At 64.8% G+C, this 21,623-nt stretch carries 23 protein-coding genes; 15 read left to right on the top strand and 8 right to left on the bottom strand.

Annotated features, from left to right (window positions below):
• Positions 1-9 precede the first annotated feature (9 nt).
• Both glyS and IR187_RS10090 read right to left on the bottom strand, forming a co-directional pair.
• On the bottom strand, positions 10-2,091 hold the full coding sequence (glyS, locus tag IR187_RS10085; RefSeq protein ID WP_324187680.1) for a glycine--tRNA ligase subunit beta: 2,082 nt from the start codon (positions 2,089-2,091) through the stop codon (positions 10-12).
• The gene (locus IR187_RS10090; protein ID WP_194954566.1) at positions 2,088-2,969 is read right to left on the bottom strand and encodes a glycine--tRNA ligase subunit alpha; all 882 of its coding nucleotides are present in this window, start codon (positions 2,967-2,969) and stop codon (positions 2,088-2,090) included. Before IR187_RS10090 ends, glyS begins: the two co-directional genes overlap by 4 nt.
• Positions 2,970-3,215: 246 nt before the next feature.
• Between IR187_RS10090 and IR187_RS10095 the strand changes: the two genes are divergently transcribed.
• The 12 genes from IR187_RS10095 (at position 3,216) to IR187_RS10150 (ending at position 14,230) form a co-directional block, all read left to right on the top strand.
• Complete coding sequence (locus IR187_RS10095; RefSeq protein ID WP_194954487.1) at positions 3,216-3,431, top strand: helix-turn-helix transcriptional regulator; 216 nt, start codon at positions 3,216-3,218, stop codon at positions 3,429-3,431.
• Positions 3,421-4,038 carry a hypothetical protein gene (locus IR187_RS10100; RefSeq protein ID WP_228765754.1) on the top strand — a complete coding sequence of 206 codons (618 nt, stop codon included), beginning with the start codon at positions 3,421-3,423 and terminating at the stop codon, positions 4,036-4,038. Before IR187_RS10095 ends, IR187_RS10100 begins: the two co-directional genes overlap by 11 nt.
• Positions 4,039-4,105: 67 nt before the next feature.
• Positions 4,106-5,047, top strand: a complete 942-nt coding sequence (locus IR187_RS10105) for a TraB/GumN family protein (protein WP_194954488.1) — start codon at positions 4,106-4,108, stop codon at positions 5,045-5,047.
• Positions 5,044-5,943 (top strand): TraB/GumN family protein, encoded by a 900-nt coding sequence (locus tag IR187_RS10110; protein WP_228765757.1) that lies wholly within the window; start codon positions 5,044-5,046, stop codon positions 5,941-5,943. Before IR187_RS10105 ends, IR187_RS10110 begins: the two co-directional genes overlap by 4 nt.
• Positions 5,944-6,317: 374 nt before the next feature.
• Positions 6,318-6,953: a 50S ribosomal protein L25/general stress protein Ctc gene (locus IR187_RS10115; RefSeq protein ID WP_194954489.1), complete on the top strand. Its 636-nt coding sequence runs from the start codon at positions 6,318-6,320 to the stop codon at positions 6,951-6,953.
• 149 nt (positions 6,954-7,102) lie between these two features.
• The gene (gene pth / locus IR187_RS10120; protein ID WP_194954490.1) at positions 7,103-7,672 is read left to right on the top strand and encodes an aminoacyl-tRNA hydrolase; all 570 of its coding nucleotides are present in this window, start codon (positions 7,103-7,105) and stop codon (positions 7,670-7,672) included.
• A 253-nt stretch (positions 7,673-7,925) separates the two neighbouring features.
• Positions 7,926-8,921: an SDR family oxidoreductase gene (locus IR187_RS10125; protein ID WP_194954491.1), complete on the top strand. Its 996-nt coding sequence runs from the start codon at positions 7,926-7,928 to the stop codon at positions 8,919-8,921.
• A gap of 103 nt (positions 8,922-9,024) precedes the next feature.
• Positions 9,025-10,122 carry a redox-regulated ATPase YchF gene (gene ychF, locus IR187_RS10130; RefSeq protein WP_194954492.1) on the top strand — a complete coding sequence of 366 codons (1,098 nt, stop codon included), beginning with the start codon at positions 9,025-9,027 and terminating at the stop codon, positions 10,120-10,122.
• A 193-nt stretch (positions 10,123-10,315) separates the two neighbouring features.
• The gene (locus tag IR187_RS10135; RefSeq protein ID WP_194954493.1) at positions 10,316-10,777 is read left to right on the top strand and encodes an OmpA family protein; all 462 of its coding nucleotides are present in this window, start codon (positions 10,316-10,318) and stop codon (positions 10,775-10,777) included.
• 148 nt (positions 10,778-10,925) lie between these two features.
• Entirely contained in the window at positions 10,926-11,234 is a 309-nt protein-coding gene (locus tag IR187_RS10140) for a hypothetical protein (protein WP_194954494.1), read from the top strand.
• A 49-nt stretch (positions 11,235-11,283) separates the two neighbouring features.
• Positions 11,284-12,606: a hypothetical protein gene (locus IR187_RS10145; protein WP_228765759.1), complete on the top strand. Its 1,323-nt coding sequence runs from the start codon at positions 11,284-11,286 to the stop codon at positions 12,604-12,606.
• A gap of 58 nt (positions 12,607-12,664) precedes the next feature.
• Positions 12,665-14,230 carry an alkaline phosphatase D family protein gene (locus IR187_RS10150; protein WP_194954495.1) on the top strand — a complete coding sequence of 522 codons (1,566 nt, stop codon included), beginning with the start codon at positions 12,665-12,667 and terminating at the stop codon, positions 14,228-14,230.
• On the opposite strand, the gene IR187_RS10155 is transcribed toward IR187_RS10150, so the two are convergent.
• The 4 genes from IR187_RS10155 to nadC form a co-directional block, all read right to left on the bottom strand.
• On the bottom strand, positions 14,227-15,024 hold the full coding sequence (locus IR187_RS10155) for a DUF1206 domain-containing protein (protein WP_194954496.1): 798 nt from the start codon (positions 15,022-15,024) through the stop codon (positions 14,227-14,229). The two genes, IR187_RS10150 and IR187_RS10155, sit on opposite strands and share 4 nt — an antisense overlap.
• A 240-nt stretch (positions 15,025-15,264) precedes the next feature.
• Entirely contained in the window at positions 15,265-15,486 is a 222-nt protein-coding gene (locus IR187_RS10160) for a hypothetical protein (RefSeq protein WP_194954497.1), read from the bottom strand.
• Between the two features lie 94 nt (positions 15,487-15,580).
• Entirely contained in the window at positions 15,581-16,279 is a 699-nt protein-coding gene (locus IR187_RS10165) for a ribonuclease T2 family protein (protein ID WP_228765762.1), read from the bottom strand.
• A gap of 22 nt (positions 16,280-16,301) precedes the next feature.
• Positions 16,302-17,150 carry a carboxylating nicotinate-nucleotide diphosphorylase gene (gene nadC / locus IR187_RS10170; RefSeq protein ID WP_194954498.1) on the bottom strand — a complete coding sequence of 283 codons (849 nt, stop codon included), beginning with the start codon at positions 17,148-17,150 and terminating at the stop codon, positions 16,302-16,304.
• A 195-nt stretch (positions 17,151-17,345) separates the two neighbouring features.
• Between nadC and IR187_RS10175 the strand changes: the two genes are divergently transcribed.
• A complete protein-coding gene (locus tag IR187_RS10175; RefSeq protein WP_194954499.1) occupies positions 17,346-18,476 on the top strand; it encodes an NAD(P)H-dependent flavin oxidoreductase in 1,131 nt (376 codons plus the stop codon).
• Between the two features lie 12 nt (positions 18,477-18,488).
• Here the strand turns inward: IR187_RS10175 and IR187_RS10180 are convergent, their stop codons facing one another.
• The gene (locus IR187_RS10180; RefSeq protein ID WP_194954500.1) at positions 18,489-19,340 is read right to left on the bottom strand and encodes an amidohydrolase family protein; all 852 of its coding nucleotides are present in this window, start codon (positions 19,338-19,340) and stop codon (positions 18,489-18,491) included.
• A gap of 83 nt (positions 19,341-19,423) precedes the next feature.
• The gene (locus tag IR187_RS10185) at positions 19,424-20,401 is read right to left on the bottom strand and encodes an NADPH:quinone oxidoreductase family protein (protein WP_194954501.1); all 978 of its coding nucleotides are present in this window, start codon (positions 20,399-20,401) and stop codon (positions 19,424-19,426) included.
• A gap of 69 nt (positions 20,402-20,470) precedes the next feature.
• Between IR187_RS10185 and IR187_RS10190 the strand changes: the two genes are divergently transcribed.
• Entirely contained in the window at positions 20,471-21,043 is a 573-nt protein-coding gene (locus tag IR187_RS10190; RefSeq protein ID WP_407699080.1) for a glycoside hydrolase family 108 protein, read from the top strand.
• 58 nt (positions 21,044-21,101) lie between these two features.
• A complete protein-coding gene (locus tag IR187_RS10195; protein ID WP_194954502.1) occupies positions 21,102-21,515 on the top strand; it encodes a holin family protein in 414 nt (137 codons plus the stop codon).
• Positions 21,516-21,623: the final 108 nt, after the last annotated feature.

The following is a 21,623-nucleotide window of genomic DNA, read 5'->3' on the forward strand; positions in this document are numbered from 1 at the left end:
CTTCGAATATCACATGACAGGCCATCGCCATTGCCGCATCGCGCAGCGCCGCGATCCGGCGTTCGCCGGAGAACCTTGACCCGCCTGCTTCAGGATATTCGCCGCGCGCTTGTACCCCGCCAGCAAATTCGCGCCGTCGTCAGTCGCCATAAACGCCTGCAACGCCTTCACCCGCGCCAGCAGCCGAACCAGATCATCCTCGCCGCCGAGCGCGAACACCGCATCGATCAGGTCGTGGCGGACACCGGCTTCGCGCTGCTGGACCTTGAGGCGGTCGGCAAAGAATTCGAGCAAGTCCTGCTTGGAGATGATAATCTTCTGAAAATTTTGTTCCAGAAGCGGAAAGCGCTCCCAGTCATACGACACTGGCAATTCATCACGAACGATGCGCTTCGCTTCTTCGTCACTTACAGCTCGTCCAAGAACCTCAGTAAGTTCTTGCTTGATAGCCTGCATTTGCGAAACGAACTGACGGAAACCAACCGCTTTGATCGCCCGCTCCAGCGCATCCGCCAAAGAGAAACGCAATCCGGCATTCAGGATGAGCTGGATCGCCCCAAGCGACGCGCGGCGAAGAGCAAAGGGATCGCGCGAGCCGGTGGGCTTCTCCTGCTCAAAATAAAATCCAGCCAGCGTATCCAACTTATCCGCCAAGCTCACAGCCACCGTCACCGGCGCGGTCGGCACGTCATCGCCCTGCCCGACCGGCTTGTAATGGTCGCGGATCGCGTCGGCGACGGGATCGGGCAGGCCTTCGGCGCGGGCGTAGTAGCCGCCCATCAGGCCTTGCAGTTCGGGGAATTCGCCAACCATTTCGGTGACGAGGTCGGCTTTGCACAGGCGCGCGGCGAGTTCGGCCTGGTCGGCGAGCTCTTGCTTGTTCTCCGGCGAAAGCCGGAGCCCAGGGCTGCCTGACGCTGTCGTTTGCTCTGTGCCGCTCTGGGCCCCGGCGTTCGCCGGGGAGCGGTCTGTGACGATGCCTTCCTCGACCAACCACCGCGCCAGCTTCGCAATCCGCTCAACCTTGTCGGCAACCGTCCCCAACTTCTCGTGGAACGTGATCCGGTCCAGCTTCTTCGCGTGGTCCTCCAGCTTAGTTTTGCGATCCTGCTCCCAGAAGAAGCGCGCATCGGACAATCGCGCCGCCAGCACCTTCCGGTTCCCCGCAACAATCTCTGCCCCGCCATCCTGCGCCGCGATATTCGCGGTGCAGACAAAGCCGTTCGCCAGCTTACCCGCGCTGTCGTTCACGACGAAATACTTCTGGTTCACCCGCGCCGTCAACTGGATGACCTCGGGCGGCACCTCCAGAAACGCTTCGTCGAAGCGCCCGAGCAGCGGCACCGGCCATTCGGTCAGCCCGGCATTCTCGATCACCAGCCCCTCGTCCGCGACCAGCGTCAGGCCTGCATCGGCCGCGGCCTTGGCAGCGCCATCGCGGATGATCGCCTGCCGCTCCTCATGGTCGACGATGACGTGGCAAGCGCGCAGCTTTTCGGCATAGTCCGATGCCGAGCCGATCGTGATTTCGCCGGGGCAGTGGAAGCGGTGGCCGCGCGTCGCATAGCCCGACGCAACCCTGCCGACCTCGCACGGAATCAATTCCTCGCCAAAGATCGCGACGATGCCGGAGAGCGGGCGGACCCAACGCAGGCTTTCGCTGCTCGCGCTGTCCTTGCCCCAGCGCATCGATTTGGGCCAGGCGAAGGCGCGGACGATCGCGGGGATCGCCTCGGCCAGCACCTCGGCGGTCGCGCGGCCGGGTTTGTCGATCACCGCGAAATACACGCCGTCGCGGTCTTCGAGCTGATCCTGCGTCAGGCCAGTCTTGCGCAGGAAGCCTTCGAGCGCCTGCGGCGGCGCGCTGCTGCGCGGCCCTTTGAGTTCTTCGCTGAGCGCGGCGGTCGCGTCGGGCAAATTCTTGGCGATCAGCGCGAGGCGGCGCGGGGTTGACCAGATGCTGAGGTCGCCGACATCGATGCCCGCGGTCGCCATCTGGGCGCGGAACAATTTTTCGAGTTCGGCGCGCGCGCCGGCCTGCATCCGCGCCGGGATTTCCTCGCTGCGCAGTTCGAGAAGAAAATCGGTCACAGCGTCCAGCCCGGATATTTTGCAGTCCACGCCGCCGACTGACTGTCGATCCACGCCTTGCAGCTGCCTTTTGCAAGGTCGCGGACGCGCGCCATGTAGTTGGCGCGTTCCTGGACGCTGATAACGCCGCGCGCCTGGAGCAGGTTGAACAGGTGGCTGGCCTCGATCGCCTGGTCATAGGCCGCGAGCGGCACCCCGGCCTCGATCGCGCGCTGGCACTCGGCCTCGGCCGCCTTGAACCCCGCGAACAGGCTGTCGGTGTCGGCAACCTCGAAATTCCACTTCGAGAATTGGCGTTCATTTTCAAGGAACACGTCGCCGTAGCTGACCGCCGCAACATCGCCGACCGCGTCCGAAAAGCGCAGGTCGTACACATTGTCGACATTCTGGATATACATGGCGAGGCGTTCGAGCCCGTAGGTCAGCTCGCCTGCGACGGGCTTGCAGTCGAAGCCGCCCATTTGCTGGAAGTATGTGAACTGGGTGACCTCCATGCCGTCGCACCAGACTTCCCAGCCCAGCCCCCACGCGCCGAGCGTCGGGCTTTCCCAGTCATCCTCGACGAAACGGATGTCGTGGAGCAGCGGGTCGATGCCGATCGCGGCGAGGCTGCCCAGATATTGCTCCTGCAGGTCGGCGGGCGACGGTTTCAGGATCACCTGATACTGGTAATAATGCTGGAGGCGGTTCGGGTTCTCGCCATAGCGGCCGTCGGTGGGGCGGCGGCTCGGCTGGACATAGGCGACGTTCCACGGCTCAGGTCCGAGCGAACGCAAGGTGGTCGCGGGGTGAAAGGTCCCCGCCCCGACGCGCATGTCATAGGGTTGCAGGATCGCGCAGCCGCGCGCGCTCCAATAATTGTGGAGCGTCAGGATCATGTCCTGAAAGCTCAGGGCTTTCTTATCCGCCGCGTCGGCCACCTTTTTCCCGTCTTTCGCAGGTGCAACAATGTTCGCCGCCCTTGGCCCAGCAGGGCCGCAGGGTCAAGGGATCGGCACGTCCATATTCGCCCCCGATGTCACCGTCGCATTGCAAAATGTAAGGCGTTGTTGACATGGTCAGCGAATCATGTCATTTAGTCAATAACACCTGACATTCGGTCAGGTACGCATGACGGAACACCGATGAACAACCAGCTGAAAGTGCTGCGCGCGATGCGGAACTGGAGCCAGGCCGAACTGGCCGACCGGCTCGACGTGTCGCGGCAGGCCGTGAACGCGATCGAGACGGGCAAATACGACCCGTCGCTGCCGCTCGCGTTCAAGCTGGCGCGGCTGTTCGGCATGCGGATCGAGGAAATCTTCGACGATGGTCACGAAGGACGCCATGATGAACATTGATCCCAAGTCGCAGCGCAGGCCGTCGATGTGGGCGCCGGTCCTGATCGGGCTGGGTACCGCCGCACTGGCCGGCGGCTTCGCAGGCTACAACCAGGCGGCGGTCGAACATGGAGATGCCGCGCTCGCGCCGTGGGTCGGCCCGCTGGTGGCGATCGCCATCGGCGGCATCGCGCTGGCGCTCTATGTCCGGCGGCACGCCGACTGGTTCCGCAGCTGGTCGCCGCGCAAGCGGCTGTACTGGATCAGCCTGACGCTGTCCGGCGCACTCGGCTTCGTCGCCGCCATGGTCATGCAGTCGGGACCGCAGGGGTCCGACGGCCTGTTCAGCAATGCGGCGATGACGCCTACCGTCGCAATCGCCTTGTCGGCGATGTCGGTCATCGGGCTGGCGATCGCGCTGGTCCTCTACCATCGCACCGTCGACGATCATGAACGCCACGCCTATCATCTTGGCGCGCTCGCCGGCTTTTATGCCTTTGTCTTTCCGTGCCCCGTCTGGTGGGTGTTGTGGCGCGCCGATCTGGCGCCGCCGGTAGAGGCGATGCCGCTGTTCGGGCTGTCGCTGGTCGCCAACATGATCGTCTATTTCTGGTTCAAGTTCCGCTGATCGGATTTGCTCTCCCCTTCCCTGTAAGTACCGGCCATAAAGGCCAATAATGAAAGGATATTCTCCCGTGAAAAAATGGTTCAAAATCCTCGCCACGACCTGTGCGGCCATCCCCTTTGCCCAGTGCGCGGTGCTGCCCGGCGGCAATATCGCCGTCGCTGCCGAGCCCGTCACCGCCGCGACGGCAACCGCGCTGACCGAGGCCAATCCGGCGCTGTGGGTGGTCAAGGACGAGGACACCACCGTCTATCTGTTCGGAACCGTCCATGTGCTGAAACCCGGCCTCAGCTGGTTTGACGCGGCGGTCAAGGACGCCTTCGACAAGTCGGACGAAATGATGCTCGAACTGGTGCTGCCCGAAGACCAGGCCGCGGTCGCCAACACGATGATGCCGCTGGCGATGGACAAATCGGGCAAGACGCTGCCCTCGCGCCTGACCGCCGAAGAGCTCAAGGCCTATCAGGCGGCGATGACCAGTGTCGGCCTGCCGGCCAACACCTTTGACATGTTCAAGCCCTGGCTTCCCGCCATGACGCTGTCGGCGCTGCCGCTGAGCAAGCACGGCTATGATCCCGAACAGGGTGTCGAAAAGCAGCTGACAAAATTTGCCAAGGACAGCGGCAAGCCGGTTGCCGGGCTGGAAACGCTGGAACAGCAGCTCGGCTTTTTCGACAGCCTGCCCGAAACCCAGCAGGTCGCCTTTCTGAATTCGGTGGTCAAGGATTTGGACAAGCTGGGGCCGGTGCTCGACAAGATGGTCGTGCTGTGGGCCAAGGGCGATCCCGACGGACTGGCCGCCGCGATGAACGAGAGCATGGCGGCGACGCCCGAACTGGCGCAAACCCTGCTCTACGACCGCAACGCGCGCTGGGCCGAGCAGATCCAGGCGCGCATGGAACAGCCCGGCACGGTCTTTGTCGCGGTCGGCGCCGGGCATCTCGCGGGCGAAAAGAGCCTGCAGGATTATCTGGCCGAACGCGGGCTGACCGCGGCGCGCATCGACTATTGACGACGCCGCCGTATCCCGCCGGTCGATGGGGTCGCCGCCTTGCGGCGGCCCTGTTGCCGTTGTGGCTGGTCGCCTGCAAACCCGCCGAGCCGCCGCCGCAGGCGCGGCCCGCGATGTGGCTGGTGCAGGATGCCGATACACGCATCTATATATTGGGGACGATGCACGCGCTGCCGCCGCGCACCGAATGGGCGACGGGACCGGTTGCGCACGCCATCGCCGCCGCCGACGAACTGGTGATGGAATTGTCGCCCGCCGAGGTCGAAAAGGCCGGAGGCGAATTTCAGCGGCTGGCACAGCGCAGCACGCCGCTGGCGATCACCGACCGACTGTCGGGCCGCGCGCTGGCCGGGTACCGCGAACTGGAGAATGCTGGCGCGCGGCTGAACGGCGACAAGCTCGATGATTGGGCGCTGGTCATCCTGATCGGACAACATGCCGCGCGAAAGGCCGAATTGTCGACCGCCGACGGCGTCGAGACCGGGCTGACCCGCAAGTTCAAGGCCGCGGGCAAGCCCGTCACCGGATTGGAAACCGCCCACGGGCAACTGATGCTGTTCGAAACGCTCGACGCCGCGACCCAGCGCGCGCTGCTGGTCCGCGCGGCAACCGGGGCCGCCAAGGCGCCGACGGAGGTCGCCACCATGACCGCGGCATGGCGTCGCGGCGACATCGCTGCGCTGGAACAGATGGTCAACGAAGATGTCGATACCGTGCCCGCCGCGCGCGCGGCGCTGATCACCGATCGCAACCGCCGCTGGAGCGCATGGGCGGCGCGGCGGATGGACCGGCCCGGAACGGTGCTGATGGCGGTGGGCGCGGGGCATATGGTCGGCGACGACGGCGTCCCCGCTCTGCTGGCGGCGAAAGGGTTCGAGGTGCGGCGGGTGCAATAGGGCCGGTGGCGGCTTAGGGGTGGTGAACGGGCTTTCCCGTCGCTAACTGATTTCCCCTCCCGCAAGCGGGAGGGGCAGCGAGACTTACGAACTTGTTCGATAGTCGCAGCGGGGTGGGCCTTCTCACCGTCGTCGCCCACCCCCGACCCCTCCCGCTTGCGGGAGGGGAGAAGAAACGTCCGCAATTGGTCGTCAACGGTCCTTCCGCCCAGATCGGGGCCGAATGGCCGAAATGGGGCGTTAGCCGCCATCGCGGACGCGACTTCCCTGCCCGCACTTGCATTTCGCGCGCTTCCCCGCTAAGCGCCGCCGCTTCCGTCCATGGTCATCCCTGGAGGCGTGGCGGACTGTGTAATCTGTTTCGGAGAAAAATGATGAGCGACCAGCTGGTGCTGTCGGCCGAGACGCGTGAACGGGGAGGCAAGGGAGCCTCGCGTGAACTGCGTCGCGAAGGCCGCGTCCCCGCCGTTGTCTATGGCGGTAAAGAAGAACCCCTGATGATCCACGTCGAAGAAAAGCTGCTGATGAAGCAGCTGATGACGGGTCACTTCATGAACTCGGTCGTCATGATCGACGTCGGCGGCAAGCAGATCCGCACGCTGCCCAAGGACGTCGCGTTCCACCCGGTCAAAGATCGTCCGATCCACGCCGACTTCCTGCGCATTTCGAAGGATTCGAAGGTTCAGGTCGCGGTGCCCGTGGTGTTCATCAACGAAGAAGCCTCGCCGGGCCTGAAGCGCGGCGGCGTGCTGAACGTCGTTCGCCACGAGCTCGAACTGGTTTGCGACGCGGACAAGATGCCCGACGACATCCAGATCGATGTCACCGGTTATGACGTCGGCGATTCGATCCACATCAGCAATGTGACGCTGCCCAAGGGCGTCGAAAGCGCGATCACCGACCGCGACTTCACCATCGCGACGATCGTCGCCCCCTCGGCGATGAAGTCGAGCGAAGGCGATACGACCGTCGACAGCGGCGAAGATGCTGCCGAAGGCGGCGAAGCCTAAACACTAACCATCTTAACCCCTCCCCTTCAGGGGAGGGGTTGGGGTGGGGTTTTGCGGGGCAGCGCGAGGCCGATGGCCCACCCCGCTGCGACTAGGCAGCCAGCTGCCAAGTCTCGCTGCCCCTCCCCTAAAGTGGAGGGGATTTTTCGATGCAGCTCTGGGTCGGCCTCGGCAATCCCGGTCCGCAATATGCGATGCACCGCCATAATGTCGGCTTCATGGCCGCCGATGTCATCGCCAACGTCCATGATTTCCCGGCGCCCGCGAAGAAATTCCAAGGCTGGATCCAAGACGGACGCATCGGATCGCAGCGCATCCTGCTGCTCAAACCCGGCACCTTCATGAACGAAAGCGGCCGCAGCGCGCGCGCGGCGCTCGATTTCTACAAATTGACGGCGCAGGACGTCACCGTTTTTTACGACGAGCTCGATCTGGTGCCGATGCAGGTCAAGGTGAAACGCGGCGGCGGCGCCGCGGGCCACAACGGCATCCGCAGCATGATCCAGCATATCGGCGAAGATTTCCGCCGCGTCCGCATCGGCATCGGCCACCCGGGTCACAAGGACCGCGTCACCGGCCATGTGCTGGGCAATTATCACAAGAGCGAGTTGGAGCCGCTGGTCGATCTGCTCGGCGCGATTGCCGCCGAAGCAAGGTGGCTGGCCGACGGAGACGATGTGCGCTTCCAGAGCGATCTCGCGCTGCGTTTGCAGGGATAGGCAGAAGCTGGAAACGACCGGTTGCGGGCATCTAGCCCCTCCCCTTCAGGGGAGGGGTTGGGGTGGGGTCCATCGGCCTTGCGCAAGGCCGATGGACCCCACCCGCTGCGACTAACGAACAAGTTCGTAAGTCTCGCTGCCCTCCCCTGAAGGGGAGGGCGTAGTTCTACGCTACCGTCCGCTCTCCACCCAAAAGCCGCTGATTTGGCGTCCGACGCCAACTAGGGCATTATGGTTCCGAGAGGAGCCAACCATGACCAACCGCCATAGCCCCAGCCGCCGCGAGCTCATTGCCGGAGCCGCCGCGCTGACCGCCACCGCCCCTGCCCTGCTGCACGCCGCGACCCCGGCCGCAGCGCCATCACTCAAAGGCCGCACCATCCTCATCACCGGCGCGTCGAGCGGCTTTGGCCGGGTTGGTGCGCTTTATTATGCCGGGCTGGGCGCCAAGGTCATTGCGACGATGCGCAATATCCCGCGACCCGAGGCCGACACACTCGCCGCCGAGGCGGCGAAGGACAAACTCGACCTGCATATCGTCGAGATCGACGTGACCAGTGATGCCTCGGTCGCCGCGGGTACCGCTAAAGCGCTGGAGATCGCGGGCGGACGCATCGACACGCTGGTCAACAACGCCGGGATCGGCATCACCGGGCCCGTCGAGGTGCAGGATATGGCAGCGACGCAGCTTATCTTCGACACCAATGTCCTGGGCATCCAGCGGATGCAGCTGGCGTTGCTGCCGCAGATGCGCGCCGCGAAAAGCGGGCAGATCTTCAATATTTCGTCGCAGCTCGGGCGCGTCATCGTCCCCGGCGGCGGCCATTATTCGGCGACGAAATTTGCAGTCGAGGCGATGTCCGAACAGCTCGCTTATGAACTGGTACCGCACGGTATCGAGGTGACGGTGATCCAGCCGGGCGGCTATCCGACCAACGTCTGGGTCAACCGCAATGCCTATACCGGCGCTCTGAAAGAGCGCAGCAATCCCGCACTGCTCGCCGCCTACGAGCCGTTCACGCGCGGCATGGGGACCGAGGATGGCAGCGGGCGCAGCGCCGATCCGCTCGACGTGCCGCGCGCGATCGCCGAGATCATGGCGATGCCCGCGGGCAAGCGGCCGCTCCGCCGCGCGGTGCATCCCGGCAACAAACCGCAAGAGGCGATCAACCGCGTGTCGGCGGAGGTGCAGCTGGCATGGCTGGGCGGCGGTCCGCTGGGGCCGCTCGTCAAGGCAGTCCACGACTGACGGACACCGATGCAGCGCCCCCGCTTAGCAATGCTGGCGTCGGGGGCGACTTGGCGCTAGGGGCGCTGCAACGCCGGCGTCCTGCCGGTCACACGGAGTTCTTATGGGTTTCAAATGCGGGATCGTCGGACTGCCCAACGTCGGCAAGTCCACCCTGTTCAACGCGCTGACCGAAACCGCGGCGGCGCAGGCGGCGAATTATCCGTTCTGCACGATCGAGCCGAATATCGGCAATGTCGCGGTGCCCGATGACCGGCTGGAAAAGCTGGCGGAGATCGCGAACAGCAAAAAGATTATCGCGACGCAGCTCGCCTTCGTCGACATCGCGGGGCTGGTCCGCGGCGCGTCGAAGGGCGAAGGTCTGGGCAACCAGTTCCTTGGCAACATTCGCGAAGTCGACGCGATCGTCCACGTCCTGCGCTGTTTCGAGGATGACGACATCCAGCATGTCGAAAACAAGGTCGATCCGGTCGCCGATGCCGAGACGGTCGAAACCGAATTGCTGCTCGCCGACCTCGAAAGCCTGGAAAAGCGCGTCCCCGCCTTTGCCAAAAAGGCGGCGCAGGGCGACAAGGAAGCCAAGATCGCGGCATCGGTGCTGGGCCAGGCGCTCGACCTGCTGCGCGAGGGCAAGCCCGCGCGGCTGACCGATCCCAGGGATGACGAGGAAGCCCGGGTACTGCGCACCGCGCAGCTGCTGACGTCGAAACCCGTCCTCTATGTCTGCAACGTCGATGAAGGCAGCGCCGCGAACGGCAATGCCTTCTCCGAAAAAGTGTTCGCCAAGGCGGCCGCCGAAAGCGCGCAGGCGGTAGTCGTGTCAGCGGCGATCGAAAGCGAACTCGTCACGATGGAGATGGCCGACCGGATGGAATTCCTGGCCGAAATGGGGCTGACCGAAACCGGCCTGGCGCGCGTCATCCGCGCCGGATATGAACTGCTCCACCTGATCACCTTCTTCACCGTCGGCCCGCAGGAAGCGCGCGCGTGGACCGTGCATCAGGGCGCGACCGCGCCCGAAGCCGCGGGCGAGATTCACAGCGATTTCCAGAAAGGGTTCATCCGCGCCGAAACGATCGCCTATGACGATTATGTCGCGCTGGGCGGCGAAGCCAAGGCGCGCGAAGCGGGCAAACTGCGCGCCGAGGGCAAGGCCTATGTTGTGCATGATGGCGACGTGATGCATTTTCTGCATAGTTGATCTCGGCTTGTTCATGCCACCCCAGGCGCGCCTAGAAGCACGGAAGAGTGCATGCCATGTCGGCGAGTGGCGCCGCAAAAGCTATGATAACGTGATATGAGACAGGCACATACAGCGCCCAAGTTTATTGATTGACCTTAGGAAAATCCATTAATACGCTTCGATTAAACGATATAATTCGGGAGAGCCTTGGATGCATGTTCATTTCGGCTTCAATTACTTGGTAATCGCGCTTGCGACGCTCGCGATCGCTGCCCCGAGCACCACTGCAAGCGCCGCCCAGCCTGAACTGTTCCTTTCCGAGCCGGAAACGCAGGCCAGCATCTATTTTGAACTTGGTTCCCACACGATCTCGACCAGCGGTCTACAAACATTGGATGCCTTGGCTGGTCAACTGCGCAAAAGGTCATGGCCGTTTGAACTGCTTCTCACCGGGTACAACGACTCGAGTACCGGAGATGCCGAAAGCCTTGCGATCAGCGTACAGCGGATTGAGGCAGTCCGGAATGCACTCGTCGTCCGTGGCATTCCCGCCAGTCGCATCCGGTCGATTGCCGGTGGCTCGTACGAGATCGCGGTGACGAATCACAAAGGCGATGGTGTCAAAGATCCCCTATTCCGGAAGGTCGACGTCATGTTGAGTGTCTTGGAGTAGAGAATCGGATGCGCGGATTGTGCCGCGGCGGCTTTTCCACAATTCGGCAGTATCAGGCGCACAGAGAATGTTTTTCAGCGCAGCAACGTCGAAGGTAGAAGCCGAATGCTCTTTCTGCACAGCATGGGCGCATGCTAAAGACTTGGGGATGCTGCGACATCTGCTTCTGTTTTTGTTCCTGATCGGCCTGTCGCTGCCGTCGGTGGCCGTGCCGGTGCAGGCTGAAACGGTGGCCGCCGATTGTCATGGTGCGGCGCCCGCGTTGCCGCCGCATCATCAAGACGAACGGGACGGCGGCAAGACTGCCGGCCATATGTGCATCGGGTGCGTCGCCAACGCGCCGGCCGCGACCGTAACCGCGCCGGTCGCGCTGCCGCCGCTGGTACCGCCGGTGCAGCCAATGGCGGCGCTCGCGGGCGCCGACGTACCGCCCAGCATTCCCCCTCCCCGGCTCTGACCGATCGTAAAACCGAACCTCGATTTTCCGATCCTGTCAGGACGATAATATGTTGAAAACGCCTTTGTTGGCGGGCGCTGCCGCGCTCGCTCTCCTCCCGCTGTCCGCTGCAGCGCAAGATCATAGCGGGCACGATCCCCACGCGGGGCATGTGATGCCCGCCTCCAAACCCGAACCAGCCGAACCGGTCGACCATGGCACCATGGACCATGAGGCGATGGACCACGGGCCCGCAGCCTCCCCCGCCGAAGGATCGGGCACCGCGCGCCCGCCCGCCAACGAAGGCGGCCACACCGGCCTGCACATCGATGCCGGCGATGACTGGATGGTCATGGCGCACGGCTTTGCCTGGGGCGTCTATACCGACCAGTCGGGACCGCGCGGCGATGACAAGGCCTATGTCCAGTCGATGCTGATGCTGTCGGGCGAAAAGCAGACCGACTGGGGCCGTATCCAGCTGAAATCGATGCTGAGCCTCGAGCCGCTGATGTCGAACCGTGGCTATCCCAATCTGTTCGCGACCGGCGAAACGGCAGGCGGCGAACCCTTGGTCGATCGCCAGCATCCGCACGACCTGTTCATGGAACTGGCGGCGCGGATCGACGTCAATGTCGGCGATAACGCCCGCCTGTTCGTCTATGGCGGTCCGGTCGGCGAGCCCGCGATCGGGCCGAGCGCTTTCATGCACCGCAGCAGCGCGCGCTATAATCCCGAGGCGCCGATCACCCATCACTGGTTCGATTCGACGCACATCACCTATGGCGTCGCGACGCTGGGCTATGCAACGCGCGCCATCCAGGTCGAGGGATCGATCTTCACCGGGCGTGAGCCCAATGAAGAGCGGTGGGGGATCGAAACCCCGCGCTTCGACAGCTGGTCGTTGCGCGGGACCTGGAACCCTTCTCCATCGCTGGCAATGCAGGTCAGCCACGGTTTCCTGAAAGAGCCCGAGGCGTTCCATCCCGGCGAGAACGAGCATCGCACCACCGCCAGCGTCCACTGGAACAACGGGCGCGGCCTGTCGGCGACGGGCGCGTTCAGTGCCAAGAACCGCGACCCCGGCGCGACGCTGACCGCCTGGCTGGCCGAGGTGAACTGGAACATTGACGATCATCACACGCTGTTCGGGCGAATCGAAAATGTGAAGAATGACGAACTGTTCCCCGATCATGACGACCCGCTGCACGACGTGCCGTTCCGCGTGTCGAAATTCCAGGCGGGCTATGCCTATCGGCTGCCGATCAGTGGCCCGCTCAATCTGGCAGTCGGTGGCAGCATCGCCGCGTTCGACAAGCCACGCGCGCTCGATGCCGCCTATGGCAGGAACCCGATCGGTGCGACACTCTTTGCCCGATTGAGCATCGGTCATTGATGTAACCTATGGCTGGGCTATCGAGGGGCAGCGATTCGCGCCCCAACGGAGCCCAGCCATGTACAACCGCCGCCACTTCCTTGCCGGGGCGACCCTCGCCGGCCTCGCCGCCCCCGCCATCGTCCGCGCGCAGGGTATGTTCGGCGATTTTCCGTTCAGCCTTGGGGTCGCCGCAGGCGATCCGGCGAGCGACGGCTTTGTCATCTGGACGCGGCTGGCGCCGCAGCCGATGGAACGGCACGGCGGCATGCCGCAGGTCAATGTGCCGGTCGAATGGGAGGTCGCAAGCGACAGCGGCTTTCGCCAGATCGTCGCCAAGGGCACCGAACTGGCGCGCCCGCATCTGGCGCACAGCGTCCATGTCGAGGTCGCGGGACTGGCGCCCGACCGACCCTATTATTACCGTTTTACCGCAGGCGGCGAACGCAGCCTGCGCGGCCGCGCGCGCACCCTGCCCGCGCCCGGTGCCAGGGTCGAGGCGCTGAAATTCGGGGTTGCCGGGTGCCAGCATTTCGAGTCCGGCTTCTACGGCGCCTATCGCCACATGGCGCGCGAAGACCTGGCCTTCGTCTATCATTATGGCGATTTCATCTATGAATATCGGCAGGATTATCTGTTCGACGACGGGCTGCCGATCCGCCCGGTGCGCCAATATGCGCATCGCGCGTTGTTCGACGTCAATGATTTCCGCAATGCCTATGCCCAGACGCTGACTGACATCGACCAGCAGGCGGTACGCGCCACCCACGCCTTTCTGTCCAGTTTCGACGATCACGAGATCAACAACAATTGGGTGTCGCAATATGACAACTGGAAACTGAACCTCGACGAGAATGATCCCGATGCCGCGCCGCCCGAGGTCTTCCTGCTGAAAAAGCAGGCGGCGTTGCAGGCGTGGTACGAACATATGCCGGTGCGCAAGGCGCTGCTGCCGCGCGGCGGCGTAGTGAATGCCCACCGCGAGTTTCGCTATGGCGACCTGATGGCGATGCAGTTGCTCGACACGCGGCAATATCGCGACGACCAGCCATGCGGCGACGGCTTCAAGCCTGCCTGTCCCGATGTGTTCGCCAAAGATCGGCAGGTGCTGGGCAAGGCGCAGGAGGAGTGGCTCGCGCGCAACCTGTCGCGCGGCGGGGCGACGTGGAATACGCTGGCGCAGCAGGTGACGATGATGTCGCTCGACCGGCGGCGGCGGGCCGACGAGCCGCAGAAGATCGTCAATATCGACAGCTGGGCAGGCTATGAAGAACCGCGCCAGCGCATATTGTCGCGCTTTGCCGGGTTGAAAAACTGCATCGTGCTGACCGGCGACGAGCATCAGAATTTCTGCGGCGACCTGGTCCAGCGCGACAAGGTGGTCGGCGCCGAATTTGTCGCCACCTCGATCAGCAGCGGCGGCGACGGCAGCGACAAGCGGAGTGGCACCGACGAGTGGCTGGCGCGCAACCCCGAACTGAAATTTGCCAATGACCAGCGCGGCTATCTGGTGTGCGAAGTGGGCCGCGAAGAATGGCAGACGCATTTCATGGTCGTCGACAAGGTGACGACGCCAGTGAACACGCTGTCGAAACGCGCGACCGCGGTGGTCGAGAATGGCGTCGCTGGGATCAAGATGGCTTAGCGGGCAGCGGCCTTGAGCCGCGCGATAACATCCTCGTCTCTGATGCGGCGCCATTTCGCCTCTACAAAGCTGTGGATGCCGAACAGGAACAGTCCGGCGGCGACGAGCAGGTAGAGTCCGGCATGTTCGGTGAGCGCCGACAGCGCATCGCCCAGCCCCTTGACCTCGCCCGCCGATCCGAACCAGCCCGCGCGGACCAGCGAGACACCGATCACGGCGAACACGACCGCGCGCGCCGACAGCCCGGCGCGGCCGACCGGCACGACCCAAGCGGGGGCATCGGCGGCGACGCCATCCATAAATTCGGTCGTCCACGCTTTCGTCGCCTGATGCGCGGCGGCGGCGAGGAAACATAGTCCGATCGCGCCGAGCAAGGTGCCGCCCATCGGCATGTCCAGCAGCATGCCCGCCGCCGCCTGCTCCTGCTCGCCATTCCCGCCCGCCGTGTCGCCCGATGCGAGCCGCACCGCCGCCCATGCTAGAATGAAATGCGCGATGCCGCTGGCGGCATAGCCGATGCGGATCGCAATACCCTTGGCATCGTCGCCCTTGCCCTCGCTATCGAGCGCAGCGCCATACAGGCGATAGGCACCGTAAAGCACAAGCCCGATCGCCAGCAGAACGAGAAGATAGGGGCCACCCGACATCTCCTTTACCGCCCGGAACACGCCTTGCGGGCTGGCGTCGGACGCATTGGCGCTGGTCAGCGCAAAAACGGCCAGCAAGCAATAAACAAAGCCCCGTGCGCACCAGCCCGCGCGGGCAAAGGTTTCAAGGCGGCGCAGTCGGTTCATCGGGTTCGCTCCTGTCGGGATGTCGTCAAGCAACGTCCCGGCGCGAGCGCAGTTCCGTGGGCGTTTGGTTCCGGCCGATCAGTCGGTCATTGCCAGCTTGATCCAAGTCAACGCAATGTATGTGATAGCTTTTCCGCCAAGCTAAGCGGGTACGTCCGATATACGGTGAAGAGCGGACGTTGCCGGTCCTCCTCGGAACGGGAAGGATCGTTTGAGGCCGTAACTACTCGTCAGCTCGCCCTAAATCAGGAACATCATCGTCGCGGTGAAGAACACTGCAAAGCTTTGCAGGAACAGCCGCAGGTCGCTGCCGGCGAAGATTGTCGCAGGTTCGCGGTGCGCGGCGAGCGCGTGGCGGAGTTCGGCCTGCCAGTCGTCGGGCGCGCCGAGCCGCGCGATGGTCAGTTGCCGCGCCGTATGCGCCCGGATGCGACCGCGAATATCGATATGATCCGATTCCATGCCGCCACGCTAGGACGGCGTTAACGAATCGGTAAGGTTAAAAGATCGTTAACGCGCCCCGCGTGTCAAAGCGGTACAGCCCCGACAGTCGTCGCTATGCTTTTGGGAGGGGTCGGATACGAACGCTCGCGGTGTCGCGCGCGCCGACCTGAAACGGCTTGCACCGTTGCGGCCGCATCCGGGGGCCAAGGCACAGCCGCACCTCTTTGAGCCACCCCTGCCGGTCGGTGGTCACCGCGATCATCGGGGCGCTCACCCCCGGATTGACCGCGGCAAAGGCCCGGCGGACGCTACCCGCGGTCTGCGGCCGCGCCGCCAGCGCCGCCATGTCGGGAAAACGCACGGCGCGGAACAGGATCGCGGCGGAGAAGAAATAGGCGGCGGGATGCGGGCTCATGCAGGTGCCATGCTTGGCCCATTCGTGCTGGAGCAGCTGCACCGACGGCGTCATGCACAGATGCTCGCGCAGCACCGGCTGCGGCACAATCTTCGCCGGTCGGCACCATTGCGGATAGTCGCGGCTGTCGGTTTCGGGCCACAGCCCGTGGAGCACCCAGCCGAAGCGGCCGTTGTTGCCCGAACATTGAAAGCCGTCGCGCGCATCCTTTGGATTGCGCACCCCGGCGCAATGCTGCGGCGACCAGCTGAGGCTGAGCAGATAGCCGGTGACCGGCGGATTGCGCACCGGCTCGCCGCGCTTTGGCTGGTCGAGCCGCGGCACGGGGATGCGGTCGGGGAGTTTGCACGCGAGCGCCTGGGCGTGCGCGGCGGCGGGGGTGAGGAGCAGCGTCAACGTCGCCGCAAATCCCGGAAAACTAGACCAGCGCAAAATCAAGCCCGATGTCCGCCGCGGGGGCCGATTGGGTCAGGCGCCCGACCGACACATAGGTCACTCCGGTCGCGCCGATTTCGCCAATCGTGTCGAGTCGTACCCCGCCCGACGCCTCGGTCGGCACGCGCCCCCTCACCAATCGCACCGATTCACGCAACTGGTCGAGCGTCATATTGTCGAGCAGCAGGTGCGTCGCGCCAGCGTTCAGGGCCGGTTCGACCTGTTCGACACGGTCGACCTCGACGATGATGCTGGTGATTCCGGCGGCGACGGCGCGGCGCACCGCTTCTTCGACCGATCCGGCAACCGCGACATGATTGTCCTTGATCATCGCCGCGTCCCACAGCCCCATGCGGTGATTCTGCGCGCCGCCCGTCCGCGTCGCATATTTCTCCAGCACGCGCAGGCCAGGGATCGTCTTGCGTGTGTCGAGCAGCGTAGCGTCGGTTCCGGCCAGCGCATCGACATATTGGCGCGTCATCGTCGCGATGCCCGACAGATGCTGAACGGTGTTCAGCGCCGAGCGCTCGGCGGTCAGCATTGCGCGCGCATTGCCCGACAGGCGCATCAGGTCACTGCCCGCCGCAACCTGTTCGCCCTCGCCGACCAGAATCTCGATGTCCATCGCGGGGTCGAGGGCGCGGAAGAATGCTTCGGCGATTGGCAGCCCGGCGACGGTGATCGCATCACGGCTGTCCATAACCCCGCCGAAGCGGGCGTCGGCGGGGATCGTGGCGAGCGACGTGATGTCGCCGCGCTCCCCCAGATCTTCGGCCAGAGTGGCGCGAACGAAGGCGTCGAGGTCGAAATCGGGCAGGGAAAAATCGGTCATGGCGTCCGCGATAATGGGCAGCGGCAGCAAATCAACTTGACGTTTACGTCAACTAACGCTGACATGAGGCCTATGGGCGTCCGTCATTGCGAGGCGCCGAAGGCGACGCGGCAATCCAGGGACGGCACGAACCCGCTCTGGATTGCTTCGCTTCGCTCGCAATGACGAAAAACCAGAACAGACAGGAGAGACACCATGCAATCACCCATCTGCGCGATGCTCGACATCGAATTCCCCCTCCTCGCCTTCTCGCACTGCCGCGATGTCGTCGTGGCTGTGTCGAAGGCAGGCGGCATGGGGGTGTTCGGCGCCGCCTCGCTCCCGCCCGAACGGCTGGAGGAGGAACTTGCGTGGATCGACGCGCATATCGGCGGCAAGCCCTATGGCGTCGACCTGATCGTGCCGAACAGCTTTGCCGGCAAGGGCGAGGATCGCCGCGAACTGCCGCCGATCCCCGCGGAGCACAAGGCGTTCGTCGCGGGGCTGCTGGAAAAACACGGGGTCGATGACGGTAACCTCGCGCTCCCCGCCGTTGGCGGCGGACTGGGCGACAACATGACCGACGCGGGCGCTGCGGCGCTGCTCGAGGTCGCCTTCCGCCACCCGATCGGGCTGATCGCCAATGCGCTGGGCGTACCGCCGCCGCTGATGCTCGAACTGGGCAAGCGACACAAGGTGCCGGTCGCGGCGCTGGTCGGCACCCGCGACCATGCGCTGGCGCAGGTCCGCGCCGGGGTCGATATCCTGGTGGTCGCGGGCGGCGAAGCGGGCGGCCACTGCGGCGAGGTGGCGACGATGGTGCTCGTCCCCGAAGTGGCGGCAGCGGTCGAGGCGATCGGCGCGACCACCCCGATCCTGGCCGCGGGCGGCATCGTCACCGGGCGGCAGATGGCGGCGGCAATGGCGATGGGCGCGCACGGCGCCTGGACCGGATCGGTGTGGCTGACCACCGCCGAAGCCGAAACCAATCCGGTGGTGAAGGAAAAGATGCTGCTCGCCAGTTCGCGCGACACGGTGCGGTCGAAAAGCCGTACCGGCAAACCGTCGCGCCAGCTGCGCTCGCCATGGACCGACGCGTGGGAGGCCGAGGGTGCGCCGAAACCACTGCCGATGCCGCTGCAATCGCTGGTCAGCGAACCCGCGCTGCGCAAGGTCGATAAATTGTCCGAGGGCGGTCACGAAGGCGCCAAGGCGCTCGCGACCTATTGGGTCGGTCAGGGCGTCGGGCTGATGAACGAGGCGATGGGTGCCGGGCAGGTCGTGCAGGAGTTCAAGGCCGACTGGATCGCCGCCTGCGAACGGTTGAACGGCTTTATCGGCGACTGACCGGCGACGCGATCAGTCCAGCCCCAGCAATTTCTTGGCATTACCGTCGCGGATCTGTGCGCGTTCGGCATCGGTGAGGTCGAGCTTTGCGAACGCGTCGAGCGTTTTGGCGAGCGAGAATTGCGGATAGTCCGAACCGAGCAGCAGCTTGTCGGTGCCGACGTTGCGCATCGTCCAGATGAATTCTTCCTCGATCGGCGAATCGGCGGCGATGACGACGCTGGCGCTGATGTCGAAATAGACATTGTCGCCAAACAGGCTTTCGGCGGTGCGCGCCAGCGCGAGCGTGTTCCAGAAGCGGAACTGCAACGCCCCCATATGGGCAAAGATGAACCGCGTCTTCGGCGCCGCGAGCGCCAGGTTGAACAGCTTTTCATTATCGCCGGGGACGATGCTGGCATTGTCCATCAGCACGATCAGCCCGACCTCGCCGGCGCGGCGGACGAGCGCGAGCACGCGCGGGTCGGCGGCGTCGAATTGCTGGGTATGCGGGTGGATCTTGAGCAGCCGGACGCCGCGTGCCGCGACGCGTTCGACCTCGGCCAGCGCGGCGTCCCCGTCATAGGGGTGGACGGTGGCGATCGGGATGACGTCCTTGTGCGCCGCCGCCAGCGCGATGATGCCGTCGTTGCCCGCGCGGATGCGGTCGGGGTCGCCGGCGCGCGCCTGATTGGGACCGCCGAACCACATCGCACCGATGCCCGACACCAGCTGGCCGGAGGCCTTTGCCGCTTCGCGATAGGCGGCGAGCGATTCCTCGCCCTTCCACAGATGGACGTGGATATCGACCACCGGCTCGGCGGCCGGGGCGGCGGGCGCGAGCCCCAACGCCGACAGGGCAAGTGCAAACGACAGGAAACGCATGACAACTCCCGGCAAGATGACCGGCGGCGCTTCTGGCACAGCGCGGCGCGACATGGCAATGACGTGCGGGATCATATCGGCGGTCAGGGGCGCAGCACCACCTTCCCCACCACCGCGCGCCGTTCGAGCAGGGTGAAACCCTTGCGCCAGTCGGCAAGGTCGAGCGCGGCATGGACCTGCGGGTTGATCCGGCCCGCCGCCGCCAGCGAGTCGATCGCCGCCAGATTTTCGGCGCCGCGATCGGGGAAGCGGCGGCCATATTCGCCGGCGCGGACGCCGACGACCGAAAAACCCTTGATCAGCGGCATGTTGACCGACAGCTGCGGGATGCGGCCCGAGGCAAAGCCGACGACGAGCAGGCGGCCGCCAAAGGCGATGCAGCGGGTCGATTCGTCGAACACATCGCCGCCGACCGGGTCGAAGATCACATCGGCGCCGCGACCATCGGTCAATTCCTTCACCCGATCGCGAAAGCCCGGCCCGCCGTCGATGACGGCGTCGGGGCGATAGAGGCGGGCGACGGCGTCGCGCTTTGCGGCGCTGCCCGCCGCGGCGATCACCCGGACGCCGAGCGCCATCGCCAGATCGACCGTCGCCAGCCCCACCCCGCCCGCCGCGCCGTGGACGAGCAAGGTTTCGCCGGGCGCGACCTGCGCGCAGCGGACCAGCGCGACATAGGCGGTAAGATAGGCGACCGGATAGGCGGCGGCCTCGTCCCAGTCCAGGCGTTCGGGCTTGCGCCGCAATGCCGCGGCGGGGACGGTACAAAATTCGGCCATCGCGCCGAAGCGGTTGCCGCCGACGACCGCGTCGCCGACCTGCCAGTCGTCGACGCCGGGGCCGAGCGCATCGACCTCGCCCGCGAATTCGAGCCCGGCGACGAAAGGCAGATCGGGTTTCAGCTGATATTCGCCGCGGGTCATCAGCAGGTCGGGAAAATTCACCGCCGCGGCGCGGACGCGGACGCGCACTTCGCCTGCCGCCGGTTCGGGAACCGGCAGATCGACGAGTGCCGCGCCGCGATAATCGGGCTGCAAGTCGCTGATTTGCAAGGCCCGCATAAAAACCCCTTTCCTACATTTTTCCAATATGGTTCATTAACAGAACTGTACGAACCAATGGAGCGAATCATGTCCAACACCCCGACCCCTCGCCTGGATGCCGATGCGCTGATCGATGCCGTCATCGACCGCGAAGGACGATATGTAAACCACCCCGCCGACCGCGGCGGGCCGACCTGTTGGGGAATTACCGAGGCTGTGGCGCGCGCGCAGGGCTATACCGGACCGATGCGCAGCCTGTCGCGCAGCGTGGCCGCCGCCATCTATCGCCGTATCTATTGGCTGCGCCCCGGCTTTGACCGCATCGCGCAGCGCGCCCCGCAGATCGCCGCCGAGCTGTTCGACACCGGCGTGAACATGGGCACCGGCACCGCGGTCGGCTTTTTACAGCGCGCGCTCAATGCACTGAACCGCGCGGCGCGCGACTATCCCGACATTGCGGTCGACCGGGCGATCGGGCCGCGCACCCTGGCGGCGCTCGACGGATTTCTGCGCGCCCGCGGCAAGGCGGGGGAAACGGTGCTGCTGCGCGCGATGGAGGCGTTGCAGGGCGAACGCTATATCGCGCTCGCCGAGCGCCGCCCGAGCCAGGAGGCATTCCTCTATGGCTGGCTGGCGAACCGTATCGGTCAACACGGATAGATTTTTCGAGCCTCGAAAGACCGTAAACTTTGGCAACTTCCGGCGGAAGGACATGGATATGAGCATCATCGAAGGGCTGATTGGCCCCATCGCCAAGCTGATCGACAAGATCATCCCCGACCCCGAAGCGCGCGACCGCGCCAAGCTGGAACTGCTCAAGCTCGAAGGGACACAGGAAATGGAGGCGATCCGCACGCGGATGACCGCGATCGTCGCCGAAGCGAACAGCGCCGACCCGTGGACCAGCCGCGCACGGCCCAGCTTCCTCTACGTCATGTACGCGCTGCTGCTCTGGGCCATCCCGATGGGCCTGATCGCCGCGGTGCGGCCCGAGATGGCGGAGGGTATCGCGCGGGGCATGAACGCCTACCTGGCGGGCATTCCCGAGCCGCTCTACGCGCTGTTTGCGACGGGGTATCTGGGATATACGGCGGCGCGGGCGTGGGGGAAGGCGAAGGGGGTGGAAAGTTAGCGCGCAACTTGTGCCCCTGCGAAGGCAGGGGCCCATCACCGATCGGCGCGATTTTGAACCGGCAGAAGATGGGTCCCCGCCTTCGCGGGGACACACGCCTCGAAAGAC

The sequence above is a fragment of the Sphingopyxis solisilvae genome (genome assembly GCF_015475875.1).
In the GTDB taxonomy this organism is placed as follows: Bacteria; Pseudomonadota; Alphaproteobacteria; order Sphingomonadales; family Sphingomonadaceae; genus Sphingopyxis; species Sphingopyxis solisilvae.